The sequence below is a fragment of the Solibacillus sp. FSL W7-1464 genome, assembly GCF_038004425.1.
Lineage (GTDB): Bacteria > Bacillota > Bacilli > Bacillales_A > Planococcaceae > Solibacillus.
This window is the reverse complement of record NZ_JBBORC010000001.1, coordinates 2,868,862-2,886,666: the sequence shown is the minus strand read 5'-3', so window position 1 is coordinate 2,886,666 and position 17,805 is coordinate 2,868,862. Positions and strand designations below refer to the sequence as shown.

Annotated in this window: 18 protein-coding genes and 19 tRNA genes; 33 read left to right on the top strand and 4 right to left on the bottom strand. The window is 41.3% G+C overall.

Going from position 1 to position 17,805, the window contains the following annotated elements; all coding sequences use genetic code 11:
• Positions 1-9 precede the first annotated feature (9 nt).
• The 22 genes from MKZ25_RS14295 (at position 10) to MKZ25_RS14190 (ending at position 3,722) form a co-directional block, all read left to right on the top strand.
• Positions 10-85 (top strand) — tRNA-Thr (locus MKZ25_RS14295).
• A gap of 6 nt (positions 86-91) precedes the next feature.
• Positions 92-167: transfer RNA gene (locus MKZ25_RS14290), tRNA-Lys, on the top strand.
• A gap of 18 nt (positions 168-185) precedes the next feature.
• Positions 186-270: transfer RNA gene (locus MKZ25_RS14285), tRNA-Leu, on the top strand.
• A 46-nt stretch (positions 271-316) separates the two neighbouring features.
• Positions 317-391, top strand: a tRNA-Gly gene (locus MKZ25_RS14280).
• Positions 392-397: 6 nt separating this feature from the next.
• Positions 398-486 (top strand) — tRNA-Leu (locus tag MKZ25_RS14275).
• A gap of 19 nt (positions 487-505) precedes the next feature.
• Positions 506-582: transfer RNA gene (locus MKZ25_RS14270), tRNA-Arg, on the top strand.
• A gap of 8 nt (positions 583-590) precedes the next feature.
• A tRNA-Pro gene (locus MKZ25_RS14265) sits at positions 591-667 on the top strand.
• 8 nt (positions 668-675) lie between these two features.
• Positions 676-751, top strand: a tRNA-Ala gene (locus tag MKZ25_RS14260).
• A 28-nt stretch (positions 752-779) separates the two neighbouring features.
• Positions 780-853, top strand: a tRNA-Met gene (locus MKZ25_RS14255).
• 7 nt (positions 854-860) lie between these two features.
• Positions 861-937, top strand: a tRNA-Ile gene (locus MKZ25_RS14250).
• 20 nt (positions 938-957) lie between these two features.
• Positions 958-1,050: transfer RNA gene (locus tag MKZ25_RS14245), tRNA-Ser, on the top strand.
• A gap of 45 nt (positions 1,051-1,095) precedes the next feature.
• Positions 1,096-1,170, top strand: a tRNA-Met gene (locus MKZ25_RS14240).
• Between the two features lie 3 nt (positions 1,171-1,173).
• Positions 1,174-1,249: transfer RNA gene (locus MKZ25_RS14235), tRNA-Asp, on the top strand.
• A 5-nt stretch (positions 1,250-1,254) separates the two neighbouring features.
• Positions 1,255-1,330: transfer RNA gene (locus tag MKZ25_RS14230), tRNA-Phe, on the top strand.
• A 3-nt stretch (positions 1,331-1,333) separates the two neighbouring features.
• Positions 1,334-1,407: transfer RNA gene (locus MKZ25_RS14225), tRNA-Gly, on the top strand.
• Positions 1,408-1,418: 11 nt separating this feature from the next.
• A tRNA-Ile gene (locus MKZ25_RS14220) sits at positions 1,419-1,495 on the top strand.
• A gap of 9 nt (positions 1,496-1,504) precedes the next feature.
• Positions 1,505-1,580, top strand: a tRNA-Asn gene (locus MKZ25_RS14215).
• Between the two features lie 14 nt (positions 1,581-1,594).
• Positions 1,595-1,685 (top strand) — tRNA-Ser (locus MKZ25_RS14210).
• A 2-nt stretch (positions 1,686-1,687) separates the two neighbouring features.
• Positions 1,688-1,759, top strand: a tRNA-Glu gene (locus tag MKZ25_RS14205).
• A 74-nt stretch (positions 1,760-1,833) separates the two neighbouring features.
• Entirely contained in the window at positions 1,834-2,460 is a 627-nt protein-coding gene (locus MKZ25_RS14200) for an NUDIX hydrolase (RefSeq protein ID WP_340802107.1), read from the top strand.
• 94 nt (positions 2,461-2,554) lie between these two features.
• Positions 2,555-3,313, top strand: a complete 759-nt coding sequence (locus tag MKZ25_RS14195; protein ID WP_340802106.1) for a MerR family transcriptional regulator — start codon at positions 2,555-2,557, stop codon at positions 3,311-3,313.
• Between the two features lie 64 nt (positions 3,314-3,377).
• A complete protein-coding gene (locus MKZ25_RS14190) occupies positions 3,378-3,722 on the top strand; it encodes a TraR/DksA C4-type zinc finger protein (protein ID WP_340802105.1) in 345 nt (114 codons plus the stop codon).
• 41 nt (positions 3,723-3,763) lie between these two features.
• On the opposite strand, the gene MKZ25_RS14185 is transcribed toward MKZ25_RS14190, so the two are convergent.
• Positions 3,764-4,681, bottom strand: coding sequence for a 1,4-dihydroxy-2-naphthoate polyprenyltransferase (locus tag MKZ25_RS14185; protein ID WP_340802104.1), 918 nt, complete (start codon positions 4,679-4,681; stop codon positions 3,764-3,766).
• Positions 4,682-4,922: 241 nt separating this feature from the next.
• Between MKZ25_RS14185 and MKZ25_RS14180 the strand changes: the two genes are divergently transcribed.
• The 5 genes from MKZ25_RS14180 to MKZ25_RS14160 all read left to right on the top strand — a co-directional run bounded on the left by MKZ25_RS14180 (position 4,923) and on the right by MKZ25_RS14160 (position 11,186).
• On the top strand, positions 4,923-6,305 hold the full coding sequence (locus tag MKZ25_RS14180; RefSeq protein WP_340802103.1) for an isochorismate synthase: 1,383 nt from the start codon (positions 4,923-4,925) through the stop codon (positions 6,303-6,305).
• Positions 6,298-8,031 carry a 2-succinyl-5-enolpyruvyl-6-hydroxy-3-cyclohexene-1-carboxylic-acid synthase gene (gene menD / locus MKZ25_RS14175; RefSeq protein WP_340802102.1) on the top strand — a complete coding sequence of 578 codons (1,734 nt, stop codon included), beginning with the start codon at positions 6,298-6,300 and terminating at the stop codon, positions 8,029-8,031. Before MKZ25_RS14180 ends, menD begins: the two co-directional genes overlap by 8 nt.
• Entirely contained in the window at positions 8,013-8,825 is an 813-nt protein-coding gene (gene menH, locus MKZ25_RS14170; RefSeq protein ID WP_340802101.1) for a 2-succinyl-6-hydroxy-2,4-cyclohexadiene-1-carboxylate synthase, read from the top strand. The genes menD and menH overlap by 19 nt, the downstream gene beginning before the upstream one ends.
• 21 nt (positions 8,826-8,846) lie before the next feature.
• Positions 8,847-9,671: a 1,4-dihydroxy-2-naphthoyl-CoA synthase gene (gene menB, locus MKZ25_RS14165; RefSeq protein WP_340716047.1), complete on the top strand. Its 825-nt coding sequence runs from the start codon at positions 8,847-8,849 to the stop codon at positions 9,669-9,671.
• A 78-nt stretch (positions 9,672-9,749) separates the two neighbouring features.
• A complete protein-coding gene (locus MKZ25_RS14160) occupies positions 9,750-11,186 on the top strand; it encodes an o-succinylbenzoate--CoA ligase (RefSeq protein ID WP_340802100.1) in 1,437 nt (478 codons plus the stop codon).
• 49 nt (positions 11,187-11,235) lie between these two features.
• Here MKZ25_RS14160 and MKZ25_RS14155 read toward each other — a convergent pair whose 3' ends face one another.
• From MKZ25_RS14155 to MKZ25_RS14145, 3 genes are all read right to left on the bottom strand, one after another.
• Complete coding sequence (locus tag MKZ25_RS14155) at positions 11,236-12,228, bottom strand: metal ABC transporter solute-binding protein, Zn/Mn family (protein WP_340802099.1); 993 nt, start codon at positions 12,226-12,228, stop codon at positions 11,236-11,238.
• 105 nt (positions 12,229-12,333) lie between these two features.
• Positions 12,334-12,567 carry a membrane protein insertion efficiency factor YidD gene (gene yidD / locus MKZ25_RS14150; RefSeq protein WP_340802098.1) on the bottom strand — a complete coding sequence of 78 codons (234 nt, stop codon included), beginning with the start codon at positions 12,565-12,567 and terminating at the stop codon, positions 12,334-12,336.
• A 2-nt stretch (positions 12,568-12,569) separates the two neighbouring features.
• On the bottom strand, positions 12,570-12,722 hold the full coding sequence (locus MKZ25_RS14145) for a hypothetical protein (RefSeq protein WP_340802097.1): 153 nt from the start codon (positions 12,720-12,722) through the stop codon (positions 12,570-12,572).
• Positions 12,723-12,927: 205 nt separating this feature from the next.
• Here MKZ25_RS14145 and MKZ25_RS14140 point away from each other — a divergent pair, with 205 nt between their 5' ends.
• The 6 genes from MKZ25_RS14140 to MKZ25_RS14115 all read left to right on the top strand — a co-directional run bounded on the left by MKZ25_RS14140 (position 12,928) and on the right by MKZ25_RS14115 (position 17,687).
• Positions 12,928-13,371, top strand: coding sequence for a Dps family protein (locus MKZ25_RS14140; protein WP_340802096.1), 444 nt, complete (start codon positions 12,928-12,930; stop codon positions 13,369-13,371).
• Between the two features lie 569 nt (positions 13,372-13,940).
• The gene (locus MKZ25_RS14135) at positions 13,941-14,441 is read left to right on the top strand and encodes a reverse transcriptase domain-containing protein (protein WP_340802095.1); all 501 of its coding nucleotides are present in this window, start codon (positions 13,941-13,943) and stop codon (positions 14,439-14,441) included.
• An 87-nt stretch (positions 14,442-14,528) separates the two neighbouring features.
• Positions 14,529-16,082 (top strand): IS21 family transposase, encoded by a 1,554-nt coding sequence (gene istA / locus MKZ25_RS14130; RefSeq protein ID WP_340716296.1) that lies wholly within the window; start codon positions 14,529-14,531, stop codon positions 16,080-16,082.
• On the top strand, positions 16,082-16,834 hold the full coding sequence (gene istB / locus MKZ25_RS14125; protein WP_340716297.1) for an IS21-like element helper ATPase IstB: 753 nt from the start codon (positions 16,082-16,084) through the stop codon (positions 16,832-16,834). The genes istA and istB overlap by 1 nt, the downstream gene beginning before the upstream one ends.
• Positions 16,810-17,298, top strand: coding sequence for a reverse transcriptase domain-containing protein (locus tag MKZ25_RS14120; RefSeq protein ID WP_340802094.1), 489 nt, complete (start codon positions 16,810-16,812; stop codon positions 17,296-17,298). The genes istB and MKZ25_RS14120 overlap by 25 nt, the downstream gene beginning before the upstream one ends.
• Entirely contained in the window at positions 17,202-17,687 is a 486-nt protein-coding gene (locus MKZ25_RS14115) for a group II intron maturase-specific domain-containing protein (RefSeq protein ID WP_340801943.1), read from the top strand. The genes MKZ25_RS14120 and MKZ25_RS14115 overlap by 97 nt, the downstream gene beginning before the upstream one ends.
• Positions 17,688-17,805: the final 118 nt, after the last annotated feature.

Below are 17,805 nucleotides of genomic sequence, written 5' to 3'. Positions count from 1 at the left end.
TTTCTAAATGCCGGTGTAGCTCAGTTGGTAGAGCAACTGACTTGTAATCAGTAGGTCGAGGGTTCGACTCCTTTCGCCGGCACCATTTAGAGAGCCATTAGCTCAGTTGGTAGAGCATCTGACTTTTAATCAGAGGGTCGAAGGTTCGAGTCCTTCATGGCTCACCAGTTTTTATATTGTCTGCTGCGGGTGTGGCGGAATTGGCAGACGCACTAGACTTAGGATCTAGCGCCGCAAGGCGTGGGGGTTCGACTCCCTTCACCCGCACCATTTTAATTTCATAATACTGTCAGAGTAAAAATATCTTATGCATTTTGCGGAAGTAGTTCAGTGGTAGAACACCACCTTGCCAAGGTGGGGGTCGCGAGTTCGAACCTCGTCTTCCGCTCCAAAAAATGCCGGGGTGGCGGAACTGGCAGACGCACAGGACTTAAAATCCTGCGGTGAGTGATCACCGTGCCGGTTCGATTCCGGCCCTCGGCACCATCTTTACAATAAACAATATGCGCCCGTAGCTCAATTGGATAGAGCGTCTGACTACGGATCAGAAGGTTGTGGGTTCGACTCCTGCCGGGCGCGCCATATTATTTCGGAATGTAGCTCAGCTTGGTAGAGCACTTGGTTTGGGACCAAGGGGTCGTAGGTTCGAATCCTGTCATTCCGACCATCATTTATGGGGCCTTAGCTCAGCTGGGAGAGCGCCTGCCTTGCACGCAGGAGGTCAGCGGTTCGATCCCGCTAGGCTCCACCATATTTTTTGTAACCAAAATAAAGATCCTGGCGGTGTAGCTCAGTTGGCTAGAGCACTCGGTTCATACCCGAAAGGTCGTGGGTTCGACTCCCTCTGCCGCCATCTTAAAGGACCTTTAGCTCAGTTGGTTAGAGCAGACGGCTCATAACCGTCCGGTCACAGGTTCGAGTCCTGTAAGGTCCACCAGTTAACGTACTAATCATAATGGAGGTATACCCAAGTCTGGCTGAAGGGATCGGTCTTGAAAACCGACAGGCGGGTAACACCGCGCGGGGGTTCGAATCCCTCTACCTCCTCCATTTTTACAAACTGGGTACTTTAAACAGATTCAACCATCATATTATCGCGGGGTGGAGCAGTGGTAGCTCGTCGGGCTCATAACCCGAAGGTCGCAGGTTCAAGTCCTGCCCCCGCAACCAAATGGTCCCGTGGTGTAGCGGTTAACATGCCTGCCTGTCACGCAGGAGATCGCCGGTTCGATCCCGGTCGGGACCGCCATTTGTGGGTTTGTAGCTCAGTTGGTAGAGCATTAGATTGAAGCTCTAAGTGTCGGCGGTTCGATTCCGTCCAAACCCACCATTTGCGGGTGTAGTTTAGTGGTAAAACCTCAGCCTTCCAAGCTGATGTTGTCGGTTCGATTCCGATCACCCGCTCCAGTTTTTAAATAGGGCCTATAGCTCAGCTGGTTAGAGCGCACGCCTGATAAGCGTGAGGTCGATGGTTCGAGTCCATTTAGGCCCACCATAGTATTATTCCGAAGTAGCTCAGTTGGTAGAGCATCCGGCTGTTAACCGGCAGGTCGCAGGTTCGAGTCCTGCCTTCGGAGCCATTTTTTCTATTTTTGGGGACATACTCAAGAGGCTGAAGAGGCGCCCCTGCTAAGGGTGTAGGTCGCGTAAGCGGCGCGAGGGTTCAAATCCCTCTGTCTCCGCCATCGGCCCGTTGGTCAAGTGGTTAAGACACCGCCCTTTCACGGCGGTAACACGGGTTCGAATCCCGTACGGGTCATACATAGAAAAGCGGAAACGCTAAGTACTTTTACATGTACTTAGCGTTTTTTTGTATAAAAAGGAGAGATTCCAGTGAACGAATATTTAAAAGTATTTGATCAATATTATAAGCAAACTGGTATTGAACAACGTGATTTCATTCATGCAAACGGTTATTGGCATGAAGTATTTCATTGCTGGATTATTGAAAGAACAGATTCTGAATGGCGCATTTATTTACAGTTGAGAAGTAAAAATAAAAAGGATTATCCAAATCAATTTGATATTACAGCAGCCGGTCATATACTCGCATCGGAGACGGTTGAAGATGGTGTACGCGAATTAGAGGAAGAAGTAGGGATTAACGTTAGGTTTTCGCAATTAATATCTCTTGGGGTCATTCCGTACAGTATAGACAATGAAAAAATTAAGGATTATGAGTTTGCAAATGTGTTTATATATGAGTTAAGGGGAGGAATTGAGCAGTTCACTCTTCAACGAGAAGAACTGGATGGTATATACTCTGTTGACTTAAATCAATTTATATTGCTCGCGACCAGTAAAATAAAGAAAATTGAAGTATCGGGTTATAAATACATAAATGAAAAACGTCATTATGAAACGAAGCAAATCGGACTGGAGCAAATGTCTACACTGCCTGAAAGTTATTTGCTTGAGTTTATCCCGAGAATGAAACAAAAGTTAATTGAAGCAACCTGAAATTTAGGTTAGCTTCTTTTTTATCAAAAAAGTTAATTCACGATTGACCTTCACGTTGCGTCAACCTTTATAGTACTAAATAGGAGGTGATCACGTGCTGATTAACGAACTAGTAAAGCTTTCGGGTGTGAGTGCACGCACACTGCGTTATTATGATGAAATCGGTTTGCTGCGACCTTCTGCAGTTGCGGAAAATGGCTACCGTCAATATAGTCAACAGGATATTGACCGGTTACAGCAAATACTATTTTATCGGGAGCTTGATTTTAAGTTAGAGGAAATAAAAAAATTGCTCGGTCATCCTGATTATGAAGTAAAAGAAGCACTAAAAAAACAATCTGAGCTTTTGCAAAAGAAAAAACGATATATCGACGACTTACTAATAACAATAGAACAAACAATCCAAACGATGGAAGGGGAAATTAAAATGACAAATGAACAAAAGTTTGACGTGTTTAAAAACAAATTGATTGAAGAAAACGAGAAGAACTACGGCCAGGAAGTACGTGAGAAATACGGTGAGTCTCAAGTGGATGCAAGCAATAAAAAATTTAAGGATATGACTGAAGAGCAATTTAATGCAATGCAGCAATTGGAGAACCAACTATTTGAACGATTAAAAGAAGCAATGGTGTCCGGTGACGTAACGTCAGACGTTGCTATGGAAGCAGCGGAGCTTCATAAACGCTGGCTAAGCTTCTCCTGGGCAAAGTATACTCCAGAAGCACATATAGGCCTAGCACAAATGTATGTAGGCGATGAACGGTTTACTGCTTACTATGATGAGCGTATCGGTACCGGTGCTACACAGTTTTTGCATGATGTAATCACTGTTTATGCAGCGAACAAATAAGAAAAGATGTTTAGAAATCCTCATATAGGTAATATTTTATTAATGGAAAAAAGGGGGATTTTATATGGATATCAATCAATTACAACAATTACGCAGCATTTTGGAAGAGGAGCTTGCAACGTTGCAGGAACATGTTAGTGAAGAACCTCCTTTAGAGGATACAGAAATAACTGCAGTTGATAATCATCCGGCAGACGCAGCAACAGATTTAACGACAATTGTTACAGAAAAAACATTAAGTGAATTGAAGGAAGACGAAATCGAAAAAATTCAAACGGCTTTAAACGCAATGGATGAGGGTACGTACGGGGAATGTATCGTATGTGGGAAAGAGATTCCCTTTGAGCGTTTAGAAGCGGTTCCGACAACTCTAACATGTATTGATCATGTAGAAGAAGTGACTGAATAGTTAAAGAGGTATGTTGATCATTCAACATACCTCTACCAGTTTTAAATAAAATATGAAATTAATAGACCTACAGCCAACAAGAAACCGAAAATCGTGTTGGTTTGGGCTGTAAATTTCATTGCCGGCATTACTTCAAGCGGTTTTTCTTTCGCTCGGAATAACTTAATCGCTTCAAACGGTTTCTTAACGCTTAATAATACTAGTAGTGCCCATGGTGTCAAATGACCAAGAACGATAAGAACAATGATCCAAATATACGAAACAATAAAGAAACCAGCAAGTACTGTTACAGCGTTATGTCGGCCAACTAAAATGGCCATCGTTTTACGTCCGCCTTCTGTATCTCCAACAATATCCCGGATATTATTAGATAGCATAATTGCCCCAACTAAAATCATACTCGGCACAGAAATAATTACAGCATCAGCTGTTACATCTCCTGTTTGAATAAAGAAGGCAATTAGAACAATACCCATACCCATTACTGCCCCTGAAACCAGCTCCCCGAACGGTGAATAGGCAATCGGATACGGTCCTCCAGTATACAAATAGCCGATCAGCATACATACAAGACCGACAGCAACAAGCCACCAGGATGTCATGGCACATATGTATACGCCTAATAGCATCGCGATAGCGTAAAAGCTTAGCGCGATAGCCATAATTGTTTTTGGTGCTACCCCATGTCGGACGATTGTGCCTCCAATACCGACTGAGTTTTCATTATCCAGGCCAAGTTTATAATCATAGTATTCATTGAACATATTCGTTGCTGCCTGTATCAGCATACTGGCAATAAGCATTGCAAAAAATAGTCCGAAATGAATTATTTCATGATTTATTGAAAGTGCCATAGACGTACCTAATAATACAGGTACAAATGAAGCTGTTAATGTGTGGGGACGTGTTAAATGCCACCAGACTTTAAATCCCTTGTCCGCTTCAACGACTTTTGTCATAAAAAAACGCTCCTAACTAAATACAATTATCTAAACTATTGTAATGCAAATAAAACAAATTGAACAGAGTGAAGGGTCAATACATGTAACGTTTGCTCGAAAAATGTTATGATAGGAAGGTATTATTTACTGCGCGAACGCAAAAAAATGAGCAAATTATATAAAAATTCAGGTACGTATTAAAATAACGCTATACTTGCATCATACTTAGTGAATTTGCAACATGACGGAGGGAATTTTCATGCAACACAAGTGGTACAACGCCACTGAAATAGAAGTAGGCTCAAATTCAAAGCAAATTTTTTATATGGAAACAATCGAAGTAAGCCGATTATCCGCATTGGCATTTTTTGCGGCGGGCGAATCGAAGTATAATGGAAAACGCAACTACTGGCAAAATCGTGAAAAAACCTTTACATTGGTTGGTTTAGGACATGCCTATACAATCGAAAACAATGCGTCTGACGCCCGTTTTGATTTAGTAGAACATGAATGGAAAAAACTGACGAGTCAAATTATACAGGAAGATCAGCATCTGCAGCCAATCCTTTTCGGCGGCTTTACTTTTGATCCACAAAATGAAGTTTCGGCAGAATGGACAAACTTCCCGCAAAGCTATTTTACTGTCGCAACACATCAATTAGTTATTCGCAATGATAAAGCTTATGTAACAATCAACTATATTACGGATGAGGAAAACAGCGCGAAAACGTTTGAAGCACTTCGTAAAGAACGTGATGAACTTATTCATGCAGCACAGGTGAAGGAAGTGAAAACTTATCCGAAACCGACGATGACAAGCTATATGGAACCATTTAAGCAGGAATATTTGAACTCCATCAATAAAGTGACAAGCCTGATCAAAGCAAACGAGGCGCAAAAGGTTGTCATTGCACGATCTTTAGCATTGCAATTTGAGGAAAAGATTACATCTCCGCAAATTTTATCGCATGTCGTACATGAGCAGCCGGAGAGCTATTTGTTTGGCTTGGAGCATGGTGATTTACTGTTTTACGGTGCATCACCTGAACGTTTAGTCAAAGTAGACAACGGACGTGCCTATTCTTCATGTGTGGCAGGCTCGATTAAGCGCGGTACAACAGCTGAAGCCGACGAGGAATTAGGAAAAACGTTGCTGAGCGATATGAAAAACCTTGGTGAGCATCATTATGTGGTTGAGATGATTACCGATACATTTAACAAAAATTGTAAGGGAGTAAAAGTCCCTCATGGACCGAAGCTATTAAAAATTCGTGATATCCAGCATTTATATACACCAGTTGAAGGACAGTTGAATGAAGATGCGACCATTTTACAGCTCGTAAAACATTTGCATCCAACACCAGCTTTAGGCGGTGTCCCGCGTGAACAGGCAATGAAAATAATCCGAACATATGAACCGATGAACCGAGGGCTGTATGCGGCACCAATCGGCTGGCTGGATGCCGATGGAAACGGCGAGTTTGCAGTAGCAATTCGTTCGGCAGCGTTAGTACAGGATAAAGCGTACTTATATGCAGGCGGAGGCATTGTCGAAGATTCGGAAGCACAATCGGAATATGAAGAGACACTCGTGAAATTCCGTCCAATGCTTCGAGCTTTAGGAGGCCAGTTACATGAATGAACGTGAAGTATTATCCAATTATGTTTACACAATTGTGTCAGCGTTAGTAGCATCAGGTGTTGAGCAGGTTGTCGTTAGTCCCGGCTCCCGCTCTACACCGCTTGCCTATGCATTTGCCTCAACGAAGGAAATCGAAATGCATCGCCAAGTCGATGAACGGGCCGCAGCCTTTTATGCGCTGGGCTTAGCTAAATCGACTGCAAAACCAGTCGTACTCGTTTGTACCTCGGGAACAGCGGCGGCCAATTACTATCCGGCCATTGTCGAAGCAAAATATGCACGAGTGCCGCTAATCGTTTTAACAGCAGACCGTCCGCATGAATTGCGTGAAGTAGGAGCACCTCAGACGATTAATCAAGTGCGGTTATACGGTGAAAATGTAAAATGGTCGGCAGAATTTCCGATTCCGGATGAGGCACCGCAAACGCTTCCATTTATCGAACGCCATACAGTGCGTGCGGTAAATATTGCAACAACAGCACCGTTTGGACCGGTCCATTTAAATATACCTTTCCGTGAACCGTTAATCATCGATTTTGCGGAAACATTGCCGGTTTCAACCTATATTAAAAGCTATACAAATGAGCTTCAGCCTGCCAAGCAAGCGGTAGCTGAACTGACAGAAATCATCGAACAAACAACGACCGGAATCCTGATCGTAGGGGAATTGCCGCTAGGAACGAACACGGAACATTTATGGGATTTTATTCGTGAAGTGAAATGGCCGGTAATGATGGAAAGCTTATCGAACCTGCGCACAGAAATACCGGAAGATTGCCAAATCTATGCGATTACTACATATGATGCATTGATGAAAAATGAGCGCTTCAAGCGAAATGTCCGACCACAAACGGTCATTCGTTTCGGGGCACAGCCTGTTTCTAAATTTTTAATGCAGTTTATCGTACAGGCAAACCCGCAAAGCTACATTGTCATCGATGAAGATCCGATGTATAGAGATTCTACTCATATGTCGACACATTTCATTCATGCCTTGCCAGGAGAATGGCTGTCAGATGTGAAGTTAGGGCATTCCCAAGCAGAAATGGCTTACGTTCAATTTTGGAAAATGGCAGATCTGCTAGCAGCTGATGTTATTGAAAAGTACAGTCAATTTGCCGATGACGAAGGGGCAATGGTACAGGCATTCCTTACAAGTATTGAGGAAGACGCCGACATTTATGTCAGCAGCAGTATGCCGATTCGTGATATCGATACGTTTTTACTTACACAAAATCGTCCTGTCCAAATTTTCGCAAACCGCGGAGCAAACGGGATTGATGGGGTAACATCTACAGCACTTGGCTTCAGTAATGGTCGCAAAAACCGTAAAACGTACTTATTGATTGGGGATTTAGCATTTTTACATGATGCCAATGCGTTTGTGGCGAGCCGATATCAGGAGTGCGATTTAACGGTAATTGTCATGAATAATGACGGTGGCGGCATTTTCTCTTATTTACCGCAATCGAAGGTAGAGGAGCATTATGAAGATCTTTTTGGTACACCGACTGCATTGACATTCGAACAAATGGCCAAAATGTATGGGCTGGATTACGTAAATGCAACATCATTGGATCAATTTACGGCTGCATTGTCTGCGGAAAAACAAACATCCATTAAATTAATCGAAGCTTTCACAAATCGGGAAGAGAATGTGAAGCAGCATCGTCAGCTATGGGCACGGATTCATGAGGTGATGGAACAATGGCTCGATTCACTGTAAAAGGGTTGGAAGTGCATATTGAACAGTGGAATGAACAGGAAGCTCAAACGATTGTATTTCTCCACGGTTTTACAGGGAGCACAAATACTTGGAAAAAGATTATTTCGCAACTGCCGTCAAACATCCGGTGTATCGCTGTTGATCTGATCGGACATGGTAAAACAGCAGCACCGACTACTGTTGAATGTTACTCGATGGCATTTCAAGTGGAACTGCTGCATGAACTGTTCCATCAATTACAGCTTGATACTTTTACGCTTGTAGGCTATTCGATGGGAGGTCGTGTGGCGCTTAGCTATGCGGTTTGTTATCCGTCTGGAATCGAGCATCTGCTTTTGGAAAGTTCTTCTCCAGGCCTATTGGATGAACAGCAGCGTACTATACGAAAACAGGCGGATGATACACTCGCTGAAAAGATACTTGCCAATGGGATTGAATCATTCGTTAACAAATGGGAAAATATCCCGCTGTTTGCATCTCAAAAAAGTCTTCCTGCAGAAGTACAGCAGGAAATTCGATCAGAGCGCATGCAGCAAAAAGAAATCGGTCTGGCAAATAGTCTGCGTGGTATGGGGACAGGTGTAATGCCGGAACTTTGGGGTAAGCTTAATACATTAACAATGCCTGTGACACTAGTTACCGGACAGCTTGACGAAAAATTCGTTCAATTAAACAATGAAATGCAAGAGCTTATTGAAAAAGCAAATCATCTTATTATTCCAGCAGTTGGCCACGCAATTCATGTGGAAAATCCGACAAAGTTTGCTACAATAGTAAAGGAAACGATTTCATAACCGAATTAGGAGGCAATATATATGACAAAGCAACGTCTATGGACATCTTTACATACTTACGAAGATATTAAGTATGAATACTATAACGGAATCGCAAAAATTACGATTAACCGTCCAGAAGTTCGCAACGCTTTCCGTCCAAAAACAACAGCGGAAATGATCGATGCTTTCACACGTGCTCGTGATGATGAGCGTGTTGGCGTAATTATTTTAACAGGTGAGGGCGAGCATGCATTCTGCTCAGGCGGCGACCAAAAAGTACGCGGTCATGGCGGCTATGTAGGCGATGACGAAATTCCTCGTTTAAACGTTTTAGATTTACAAACGTTGATCCGTAAAATTCCGAAACCGGTTGTAGCAATGGTAGCAGGTTATGCAATCGGCGGCGGCCACGTACTGCACGTAGTATGTGACTTAACAATCGCTGCAGAAAATGCACGTTTCGGTCAAACAGGACCTAAAGTCGGTTCATTCGATGCTGGTTACGGTTCAGGTTACCTGGCCCGTATCGTAGGACACAAAAAAGCTCGTGAAATCTGGTACTTATGCCGTCAGTACGATGCGCAGCAAGCACTTGAAATGGGCTTAGTAAACACAGTTGTACCATATGAGCAGTTAGAAGATGAAACAGTAAAATGGTGTGAAGAGATGCTGGAAATGTCTCCAACAGCATTACGTTTCCTAAAAGCTGCAATGAACGCAGACACAGACGGTTTAGCTGGTATCCAACAGCTTGCCGGTGATGCGACACTTCTTTACTACACAACTGATGAAGCAAAAGAAGGCCGCGATGCATTCAAAGAGAAACGTAAACCAGACTTCGGTCAATTCCCACGTTTCCCTTGATTTGTTCGTTATACTATTCAAAAGGGATGTCCGAAAACTTTGGACATCCCTTTTCTTTACGATAGGAGGAAAAAATAGATGCAGCCAAACTGGATAAAGCAACGGGCCTATTTAACACCGAATCGGGTTGCACTGAGCTTTCATGACGAGCAATGGACATTTAATGAGCTTTATATAAAGTCTGTCGGCTTAGCATATAAATTAAATACACTTCGTTTAACGAATGGAAAAAGGGTAGCGATATTAGCACCTTCAACACCTCCTTTAATCGAACTGCTTTATGCATGTATGCAGGCACAGTGTGAAATGGTGCTTTTAAATGGAAGACTAGCTAAGCAGGAGCTTGCGTATCAAGTTGAAGATGCGGAAGTGGACGCGATATTAGTGGCCGATGAGGAGCTTGCCAAACTTCCGGATGATTCCCGGATCATTGCGTTTTCCAAGCTCTATGAGACAGCCGAGTCGGAATATGAAATTGCAGCCCAGTGGGAAGAGGACTTTGCACTGACGATCATGTATACATCCGGAACAACAGGGTTTCCTAAAGGCGTTTGCCAAACTGTTTCGAACCATAGTTCCAGCGCGATCAGCTCGGCATTGAACTTAGGCATTTCAGAGAAGGATACATGGCTTTGTACTGTTCCGATTTTTCATATAAGTGGTTTTTCGATTGTTGTCCGTTCATTGCTGTATGGGATGAAAATACGTTTATATGAAAAATTCGATGCCAAAAAGTGTGCTCAGGAAATTATCGAAGGTACGGTTACAAAAATGTCGGTCGTTTCGGTCATATTGGAAAATATACTTTCTGAAATGGAGCAGGCTGGTCAAAAAGCGCATCCGCATTTTACAACTGCATTGGCAGGTGGGGGTCCAGTACCGGTCGATTATTTAAAGCGTGCGGAAAAATTGGACTTACGTGTTGCCCAAACTTACGGTATGACTGAAACATCTTCACAAACTGCAACATTGGCAAACGAAGATGCCATGACACATATCGGTTCGGCCGGGAAGCCGCTGTTTTTCAATGAAATTAAAATTGATGAAAAAGACGGGGATGCCATAGGTGAAATTTTAATCCGCGGACCTCATGTAACACCGAAATATATCGGACGCTTTAAAGACAAACCGACGACCATCGATGGCTGGCTTCATACAGGAGATGTCGGTTATTTAGATGAACAAGGGTATTTATATGTCGTCGATCGCCGCAGTGACTTGATCATTTCAGGTGGCGAAAATATTTATCCGGCTGAAATTGAAAATATTCTCCTCGGACATCCGAATGTTAAAGAGGCGGGTGTTTGTGGAATCGAGCATGATAAATGGGGGCAAGTACCTGTTGCCTTTATTGTTGTAAAAAAACAGATGACAGAACAAGAAATCATTGAATTCTGCACACATCACTTAGCAAATTATAAAGTCCCGAAACAAGTTCATTTTGTCAGCCGCTTACCTCGAAGCGGCTCCAATAAGCTTTTGCGAAGAAAGCTGATGCAGCTGCTGGAAGAGTGATGCCGAAAGAAAAAGGTCCAAGCTATTTTATGCTTGGACCTTTTTGTTATTAATTGCTTAAAGCTTGTTTGAGGACATCCATATTTTGACGCATTAATGTAAAGTAGTCTTCATCGTTTTGAATATCTTCATTTGTTAAAACACTTAAATTGTGCAATGTTAATGTTTCTGCATTTACTTCTTTTTGAATTATTTCCGTTAATTTTGATGAAACGTTTTGTTCGAAGAAAATATATTGGATATCTTCTTTGTTTGCTAAATCAACAATTGCCGTTAACTCCTTTTGCGAAGGTTCACTTTGTGAGTTAAGACCAGCTACAGGAACTTGATTGAAACCGTAATGTCCTGCAATATATCCGAATGCAGCATGCGATACAAAGAAAGTTTTCTTCGTCGTAGCTGCGGCCATCGATTCAAATTCTGAATGCAATGCTGCAAGTTCTGTTACTAATTGCTCGTAATTTAAATTGAATATAGCTTCATGTTCAGGTAATGCCGCGACAAGTTCATCTTTAATCGTTAATGCCAATTGCTGTGAAATAACCGGGGATAACCATACATGGGCATCATGTTCTTCATGTGCGTGCTCTTCGCCGTGATCATGTCCGTGGTCATCATGTTCCTCTTGTTCGGCATGTGTATGTCCTGTTGAAATATGGAGCTGATCTTCCGTTACATTAGCAGCTGTAGCAACTAATTTTACATCTTCATTTGCCAAAGTTTTTTGTGCATTTTCAACAAAACCTTCTAATCCAAGACCGACATAGAAAAATAAATCCGCATCTGCCAACGCCATCATATCTTTTTGGGTTGGTTCAAATGAATGTTCATTTGCACCTGCTGGATAAATAGAAGAGACATCAACAAATTCCCCGCCAATTTGTTCTGTGAAATACTGCAATGGATAAACAGTTGTATAAACAGAAAGGGCATCTTCATTTTGCTGTGATTCGCTTGTATCTTTTTTAGTATCGTCTGCGTTACAAGCAGCTAATAATAAAATAAGTGTAAACATCGAAATGATTGAAAACCATTTTTTCATTGTAAATAAATCTCCTTAAATAGTAATAATTACGATTTGTATTTTTGAACATTTTTAATCTTACAGGATTCGATAAAAAAAAACAATAAAAAAAGGCTTCGAAAATTATTTTTTTTTCGAAGGCCATTTTTCAGGTACTGGATCGAATCCACCTGGATGTAGCGGCTGACATTTTAGTATTCGAATAACGGTCATGATCGATCCTTTAATTGCACCATGTTTTTGAATTGCTTCAATTCCATAGTGTGAGCATGTCGGATGGAACCGGCAAGAAGGTGGCGTCATAGGCGAAATATATTTTTGGTAAAGACGAATTAATCCGATAAACAGTTTTTTCATTGCTATTTTTGCTCTCCATTTTTATAAGTCCGAACTGGTTTGGCATCAACGGTTTGTTTTAATGATACGCTGTTTTTTCGGGCAAGTAAAATAATAGAGAATGCGAATATTCCCATAATCGTTACGATAATAATCAATACAATAGGTAAACTCATATTTTTCACCTCGCTTCCTTCCATTTTACAGGAAAAAATGTGGAGGATGTGAATAATGGTTGAACTAAATGTTTTAAGAAGTGGAAGAACGGATATAATACAAGCATGATACATTTCTAAAAATAATAGAAATAGTAAGCTGATTATATATCAGGATTAAAATTTCGCTTAGAAATTTTAAATATAATTTATGAGGTGAAGGACAATGGCAAAGAAACAATTAAACACTCAATTAAATGATTTAGTATCAACATGGTCGGTAATGTACACAAAGTTACATAACTATCACTGGTATGTAAACGGACCATCATTCTTTACATTACACGTAAAATTTGAAGAGCTTTACAATGAAGTAACATTAAATTTAGATGAAATCGCGGAACGTATTTTAACGAAGGGCGGCAAACCTGTTGCAACATTAAAGGAACATTTAGACCTTTCTTTAATTGAAGAAGCATCAGGAAAAGAAGAAACAGAGGAAATGGTTTCTATCTTAATCAAAGACTTCAATACGATTATGGACGCTTTAAATAAGGCTATGGAAACAGCTTCAGAAGAAGGCGATGATCGTACAGAGGATCTACTGAACGCCCAATTCCAAAGCCTCGAGAAACATACATGGATGTTAAATGCTTATTTAGGCAAATAATATCGGACAAACGACTCCAAATGCGGGGTCGTTTTTATTTGGTGTGCCCGGCATGCACAACAGCCTGGTGGTGAAAGTCCACTACAGGCTTGGCAGTAGGAACTGTTAGCGAAAGACAAGGGTGTCCATGGTGACGTGGAATCTGAAGGAAGTCGGACGCAAACTCTCGAACTGACGAACAGAAATCAGATAAAAGGCTGACTTGGGACGGATGAGCTTGCCAAACAAAGCGAAGTCCAATACTGCCCAAATCCCATACAGTAAATCTGGCAGTTACATGAGAGGAAGGCGGTTGTGCTTACCCGGGGAGGTCTCTTGAGGGTTATTCAATTAACAATTTGTTTAGTGATAAATGGATGAATCAAGAGAAGTCAGCAGAAGCCATAGTAGTCTTCGACAAAAGATGAAGGGCCGAACAATCTTTTAAATCTTGAAAGAAACAAGGAGGTGGAGACATCCCGCCAAAACACAGAAAACATCAAGGTATAGACCGAATAGATGGCTACTTATAGAGGGATAAGCTGGAAGCGAAAGAGTATATAAGAGCGTGTAGGGATGTAAACATGGAAATGAAGAAACAAGAAAGTATCAATTTAATTGACAGAATTGCGTCCCATAGAAACCTATGGAATGCATATAAGAAAGTAAAAGGAAATGGAGGAGCACCTGGAATCGATGGTATCACGGTTGATGGACTGAAGGCGCATTTAATAAAATATGAGGAACCATTGAAAAGGAAATTAAAAGATGGTTCCTACCAACCTCAACCAGTGAAACGAGTAGCTATCCCAAAAGCGGATGGCTCCAAACGATATCTAGGTATACCATGTGTATTGGACAGAGTTGTTCAACAAGCCATTCTACAAGTCATCCAACCAATAATTGATCCACACTTTTCAGACAAAAGTTTTGGCTTTCGAAAAGGTCGAAACCAACACCAGGCAATTGCCCTCGCTAAGAAATATTACGAGGAAGGTTATCGAACAGTGGTGGACTGTGACTTGAAAAGTTACTTCGATACGATTCATCACCAGCGACTACGAGCTTATTTGGAAGAATGTATTTGTTAAGCTAAAACTGAGCCACAAACGCAATTGAAATATGAGCCACTTTATATCAAAATAATCCTAACTGTTAAAAGTTAGGAGGATATAGAGGTGATCAGTTTGGAGAAAAAGCAATTGGTATTGATTGAGTACTACCAGCACAATACAAGTCAGCGTCAAATTGCAGAGAAGCTTAATATGTCACGAAATACTGTTAAGAAATATATCGAACAAGACTTAGCGGCAAGACAACAAGATACAAGGAATTTACCGATTACAGATAATTACGTTACGCCTCCGGCATATAAAAAGCGTAAGGGAAAAAAGAGAGCTTTAACAAATACGGTGATGAAGCGTATTCGCGAGATGATGAAACAGAATGAAAATAAGCGTGAAGTAAATATGCATAAGCAGCAATTAAAGATTATTGATATACATGACAAACTTTTAGATGAAGGGTTTAAAATCGGCTATACGACAGTTCGCAATTTCGTGAATCGTGAGGAAAAGAAGCAAAAGGAAGTATTCATCCGCCAAGAGCCTAAAGTTGGTCGTGAAATTGAGTTTGATTGGGGAGAAGTAAAGTTATTTATCGATGGAAAACTAAGAAGTTTTTCAATGGCCGTATTTACTCTAGCCTATAGTAACGATCGCTTTGCGCGACTCTACGAATCAGAAACAATGGTTTGTGTACAGGATGCACACGTAAAATGTATCGAAGCTTTAGGCTTTGTGCCACACGTTTTTACATACGATAATATGCGTACAGTTGTCAAAAACTTTATCGGTTATGATCGTTTTATTACCGACGGTATGAAAAGTTTATCCTTGCATTATCATTTTCAAATACGACTTTGTCAGCCTCGTAAAGGCAATGAAAAAGGCCATGTGGAGCGAAGTGTGGAATACATACGTCGCAAAGCATTTGCGCATCGAGATACGTTTGTTTCTTTAGAAGAGGCACAGGAGTATTTAGTTTCTATTATCGAAAAATTAAATGGTCGCGTTCATTATTTGAAAGAGAAAACACATCATGAATTGATGTTGGAAGAAAAAGCTGAACGAGCTGGCAGTTTAACAGCGGCACCGTTCGACCCTGCAGAATTAGTGGAGCTACGTGTGGATAAATATAGTACGGTTACCTACCGTCACAATCGCTACTCTGTACCCGAGGGGCATGTAGGAGAATACATTAAGTTAAAAGCTCGTGCAGAGGAAGTGCTTCTATTTAGCGAAGGTGAATGCATCGCGAAGCATAAACGAAGCTGGCAAGTTCATGCCTGGGTGATGAATATCTACCACTATTTAAACACCTTGGAAAAGAAAAAAGGTGCCTTAGCCCAAAGTGAATGTTTGAGCCAAGCACCAAAAGATATAAAAAATATCTACCACCGCTATTATATCGGAAATGAAAAAGATTTTCTAGAACTACTTGTTTATGTCAAAGAACGAGATTGCCTAACAAGAGTACTAGAAGTCATTACTGAACTAGAAAAGAACCCTTTGGTTCATCTAACAACGGAAAAAATCATTTTCTTAGCAGAACAGTCAGCTGAAGTACGTACTGTTTTAACTGGCCAAGATGATGTCACCAGTCAATCTTTAGATAATTTATCTTCATTAGCAGCATTATTTCATTCTAAAGGAACAGGAGTGGTTCATTAATGGACAAGCAAAAAGAGATGATTGAAATGTGTAAAGAATTACGTTTACCAAGTATTCGTTCTTTACTTGAACAAGAAGTATTATTTGAACAACATACAACCCCGGCTGACTTTCTCTATTTCGCTTTAAAACAGGAAATGGAGGACCGATACGTGCGAGCAAAAGCTAATCGAATTCGATTAGCCAACTTCCCAGAGAAAAAGCTATTAGAGGAATTAGATGTAGAGGCACTGCCGCAAAATGCGGCGGTTCGCCTTCCTCATTTGAAGGAACTAAAGTTTATACAGGAGAAGCAAAATGTATTATTAATTGGCTCACCTGGTACCGGTAAAACCCATCTTGCGATTGGATTAGGCATTGAAGCCTGTTTAGCGGGCTATAAAGTGTATTTCACAAGTGTAGCATCACTTGTGAATCAATTAAAGGAAAGCCGTTCTGCGAGAACATTGCGCTCCTTTGAACTAAAATTTGAGAAGTATGATTTAGTCATCATCGATGAACTCGGGTACATTTCATTCGATAAAGAAGGAGCAGAACTTCTGTTCACGCACTTATCGTTACGTGCCGGTCGAGCAGCGACAATTATAACAAGTAATCTAACGTTTGAACGCTGGGAAGAAGTATTCCACGATCCAGTATTAACATCAGCTTTAACCGATCGACTCACGCATCGAGCGCACATCATCAACATGATTGGTGGCTCCTATCGAATTTTAGAAACGAAAGAATGGATCGAACAGAGCAATTTTTAGTGGCTCATATTTTAATTAACAATTGGCTCATATTTAACTTGCGAAATACAGAAGAATTCATAACAGATAAAATAGTACTTAAGCTAATATGGAAATTCTTACGCTCAGGCATATTGGACAAGGACATCCTCATTGAAACGACAGAAGGTACACCCCAAGGGGGTCCACTCTCTCCAATTCTAGCAAACGTGTATTTAAACAAGCTAGATAGAGAGTTAGAAAAACGAGGACACCGATTCATTCGCTATGCGGATGATTTTGTGATTTATGTAAAGTCACCAAGAGCAGGTGAACGCGTCATGACCAGTGTCAAGAATTTTATCGAAGATGAACTGGGTCTCACAATCAATGAGCAGAAAAGTAAAGTGTGTGGCGCAACAGCAGCTACATTCTTAGGGTTTCATCTACAAAATCTGTCGGGAAAGTGGGATACCGACCAATCAAGTCCGCCAAGAAACGACTAAAAGATAAGCTAAGAATACTGACGAGTCGTAAACGAACAGGGACATTTAGTGAGATTGTGAAAAGAATCAATCAAACAACGGTTGGTTGGATTAATTACTATGGAGTTGCCAACATGAAAACTTTCATCCAAGAATTACAGGGATGGTTAAACCATCGCTTACGTCAATTAATATGGAAACGGTGGAAGCTACCACGAACTAAATATGTGAAATTACGCCAATACGGAATCCAACATGATGAAGCGATGAAAACGGCGCATTCAAGAAAAGGGTACTGGCGAATATCACGAAGCGAGGTTCTACACCAAGCCATTCCAAATAAAAGGCTCGTAAAATGGGGACTGAAAGACCTGTCCCAATTTTACGAGCAAAGATACTCAAAAGGTTGAACCGCCGCATACGGAACCGTACGTACGGTGGTGTGAGAGGTCGGCTAGCCAATTAATGGCTAGCCTCCTACTCGATTTCAGAGGTCATTGGACTACAGACTGACTGCACGATTACTTC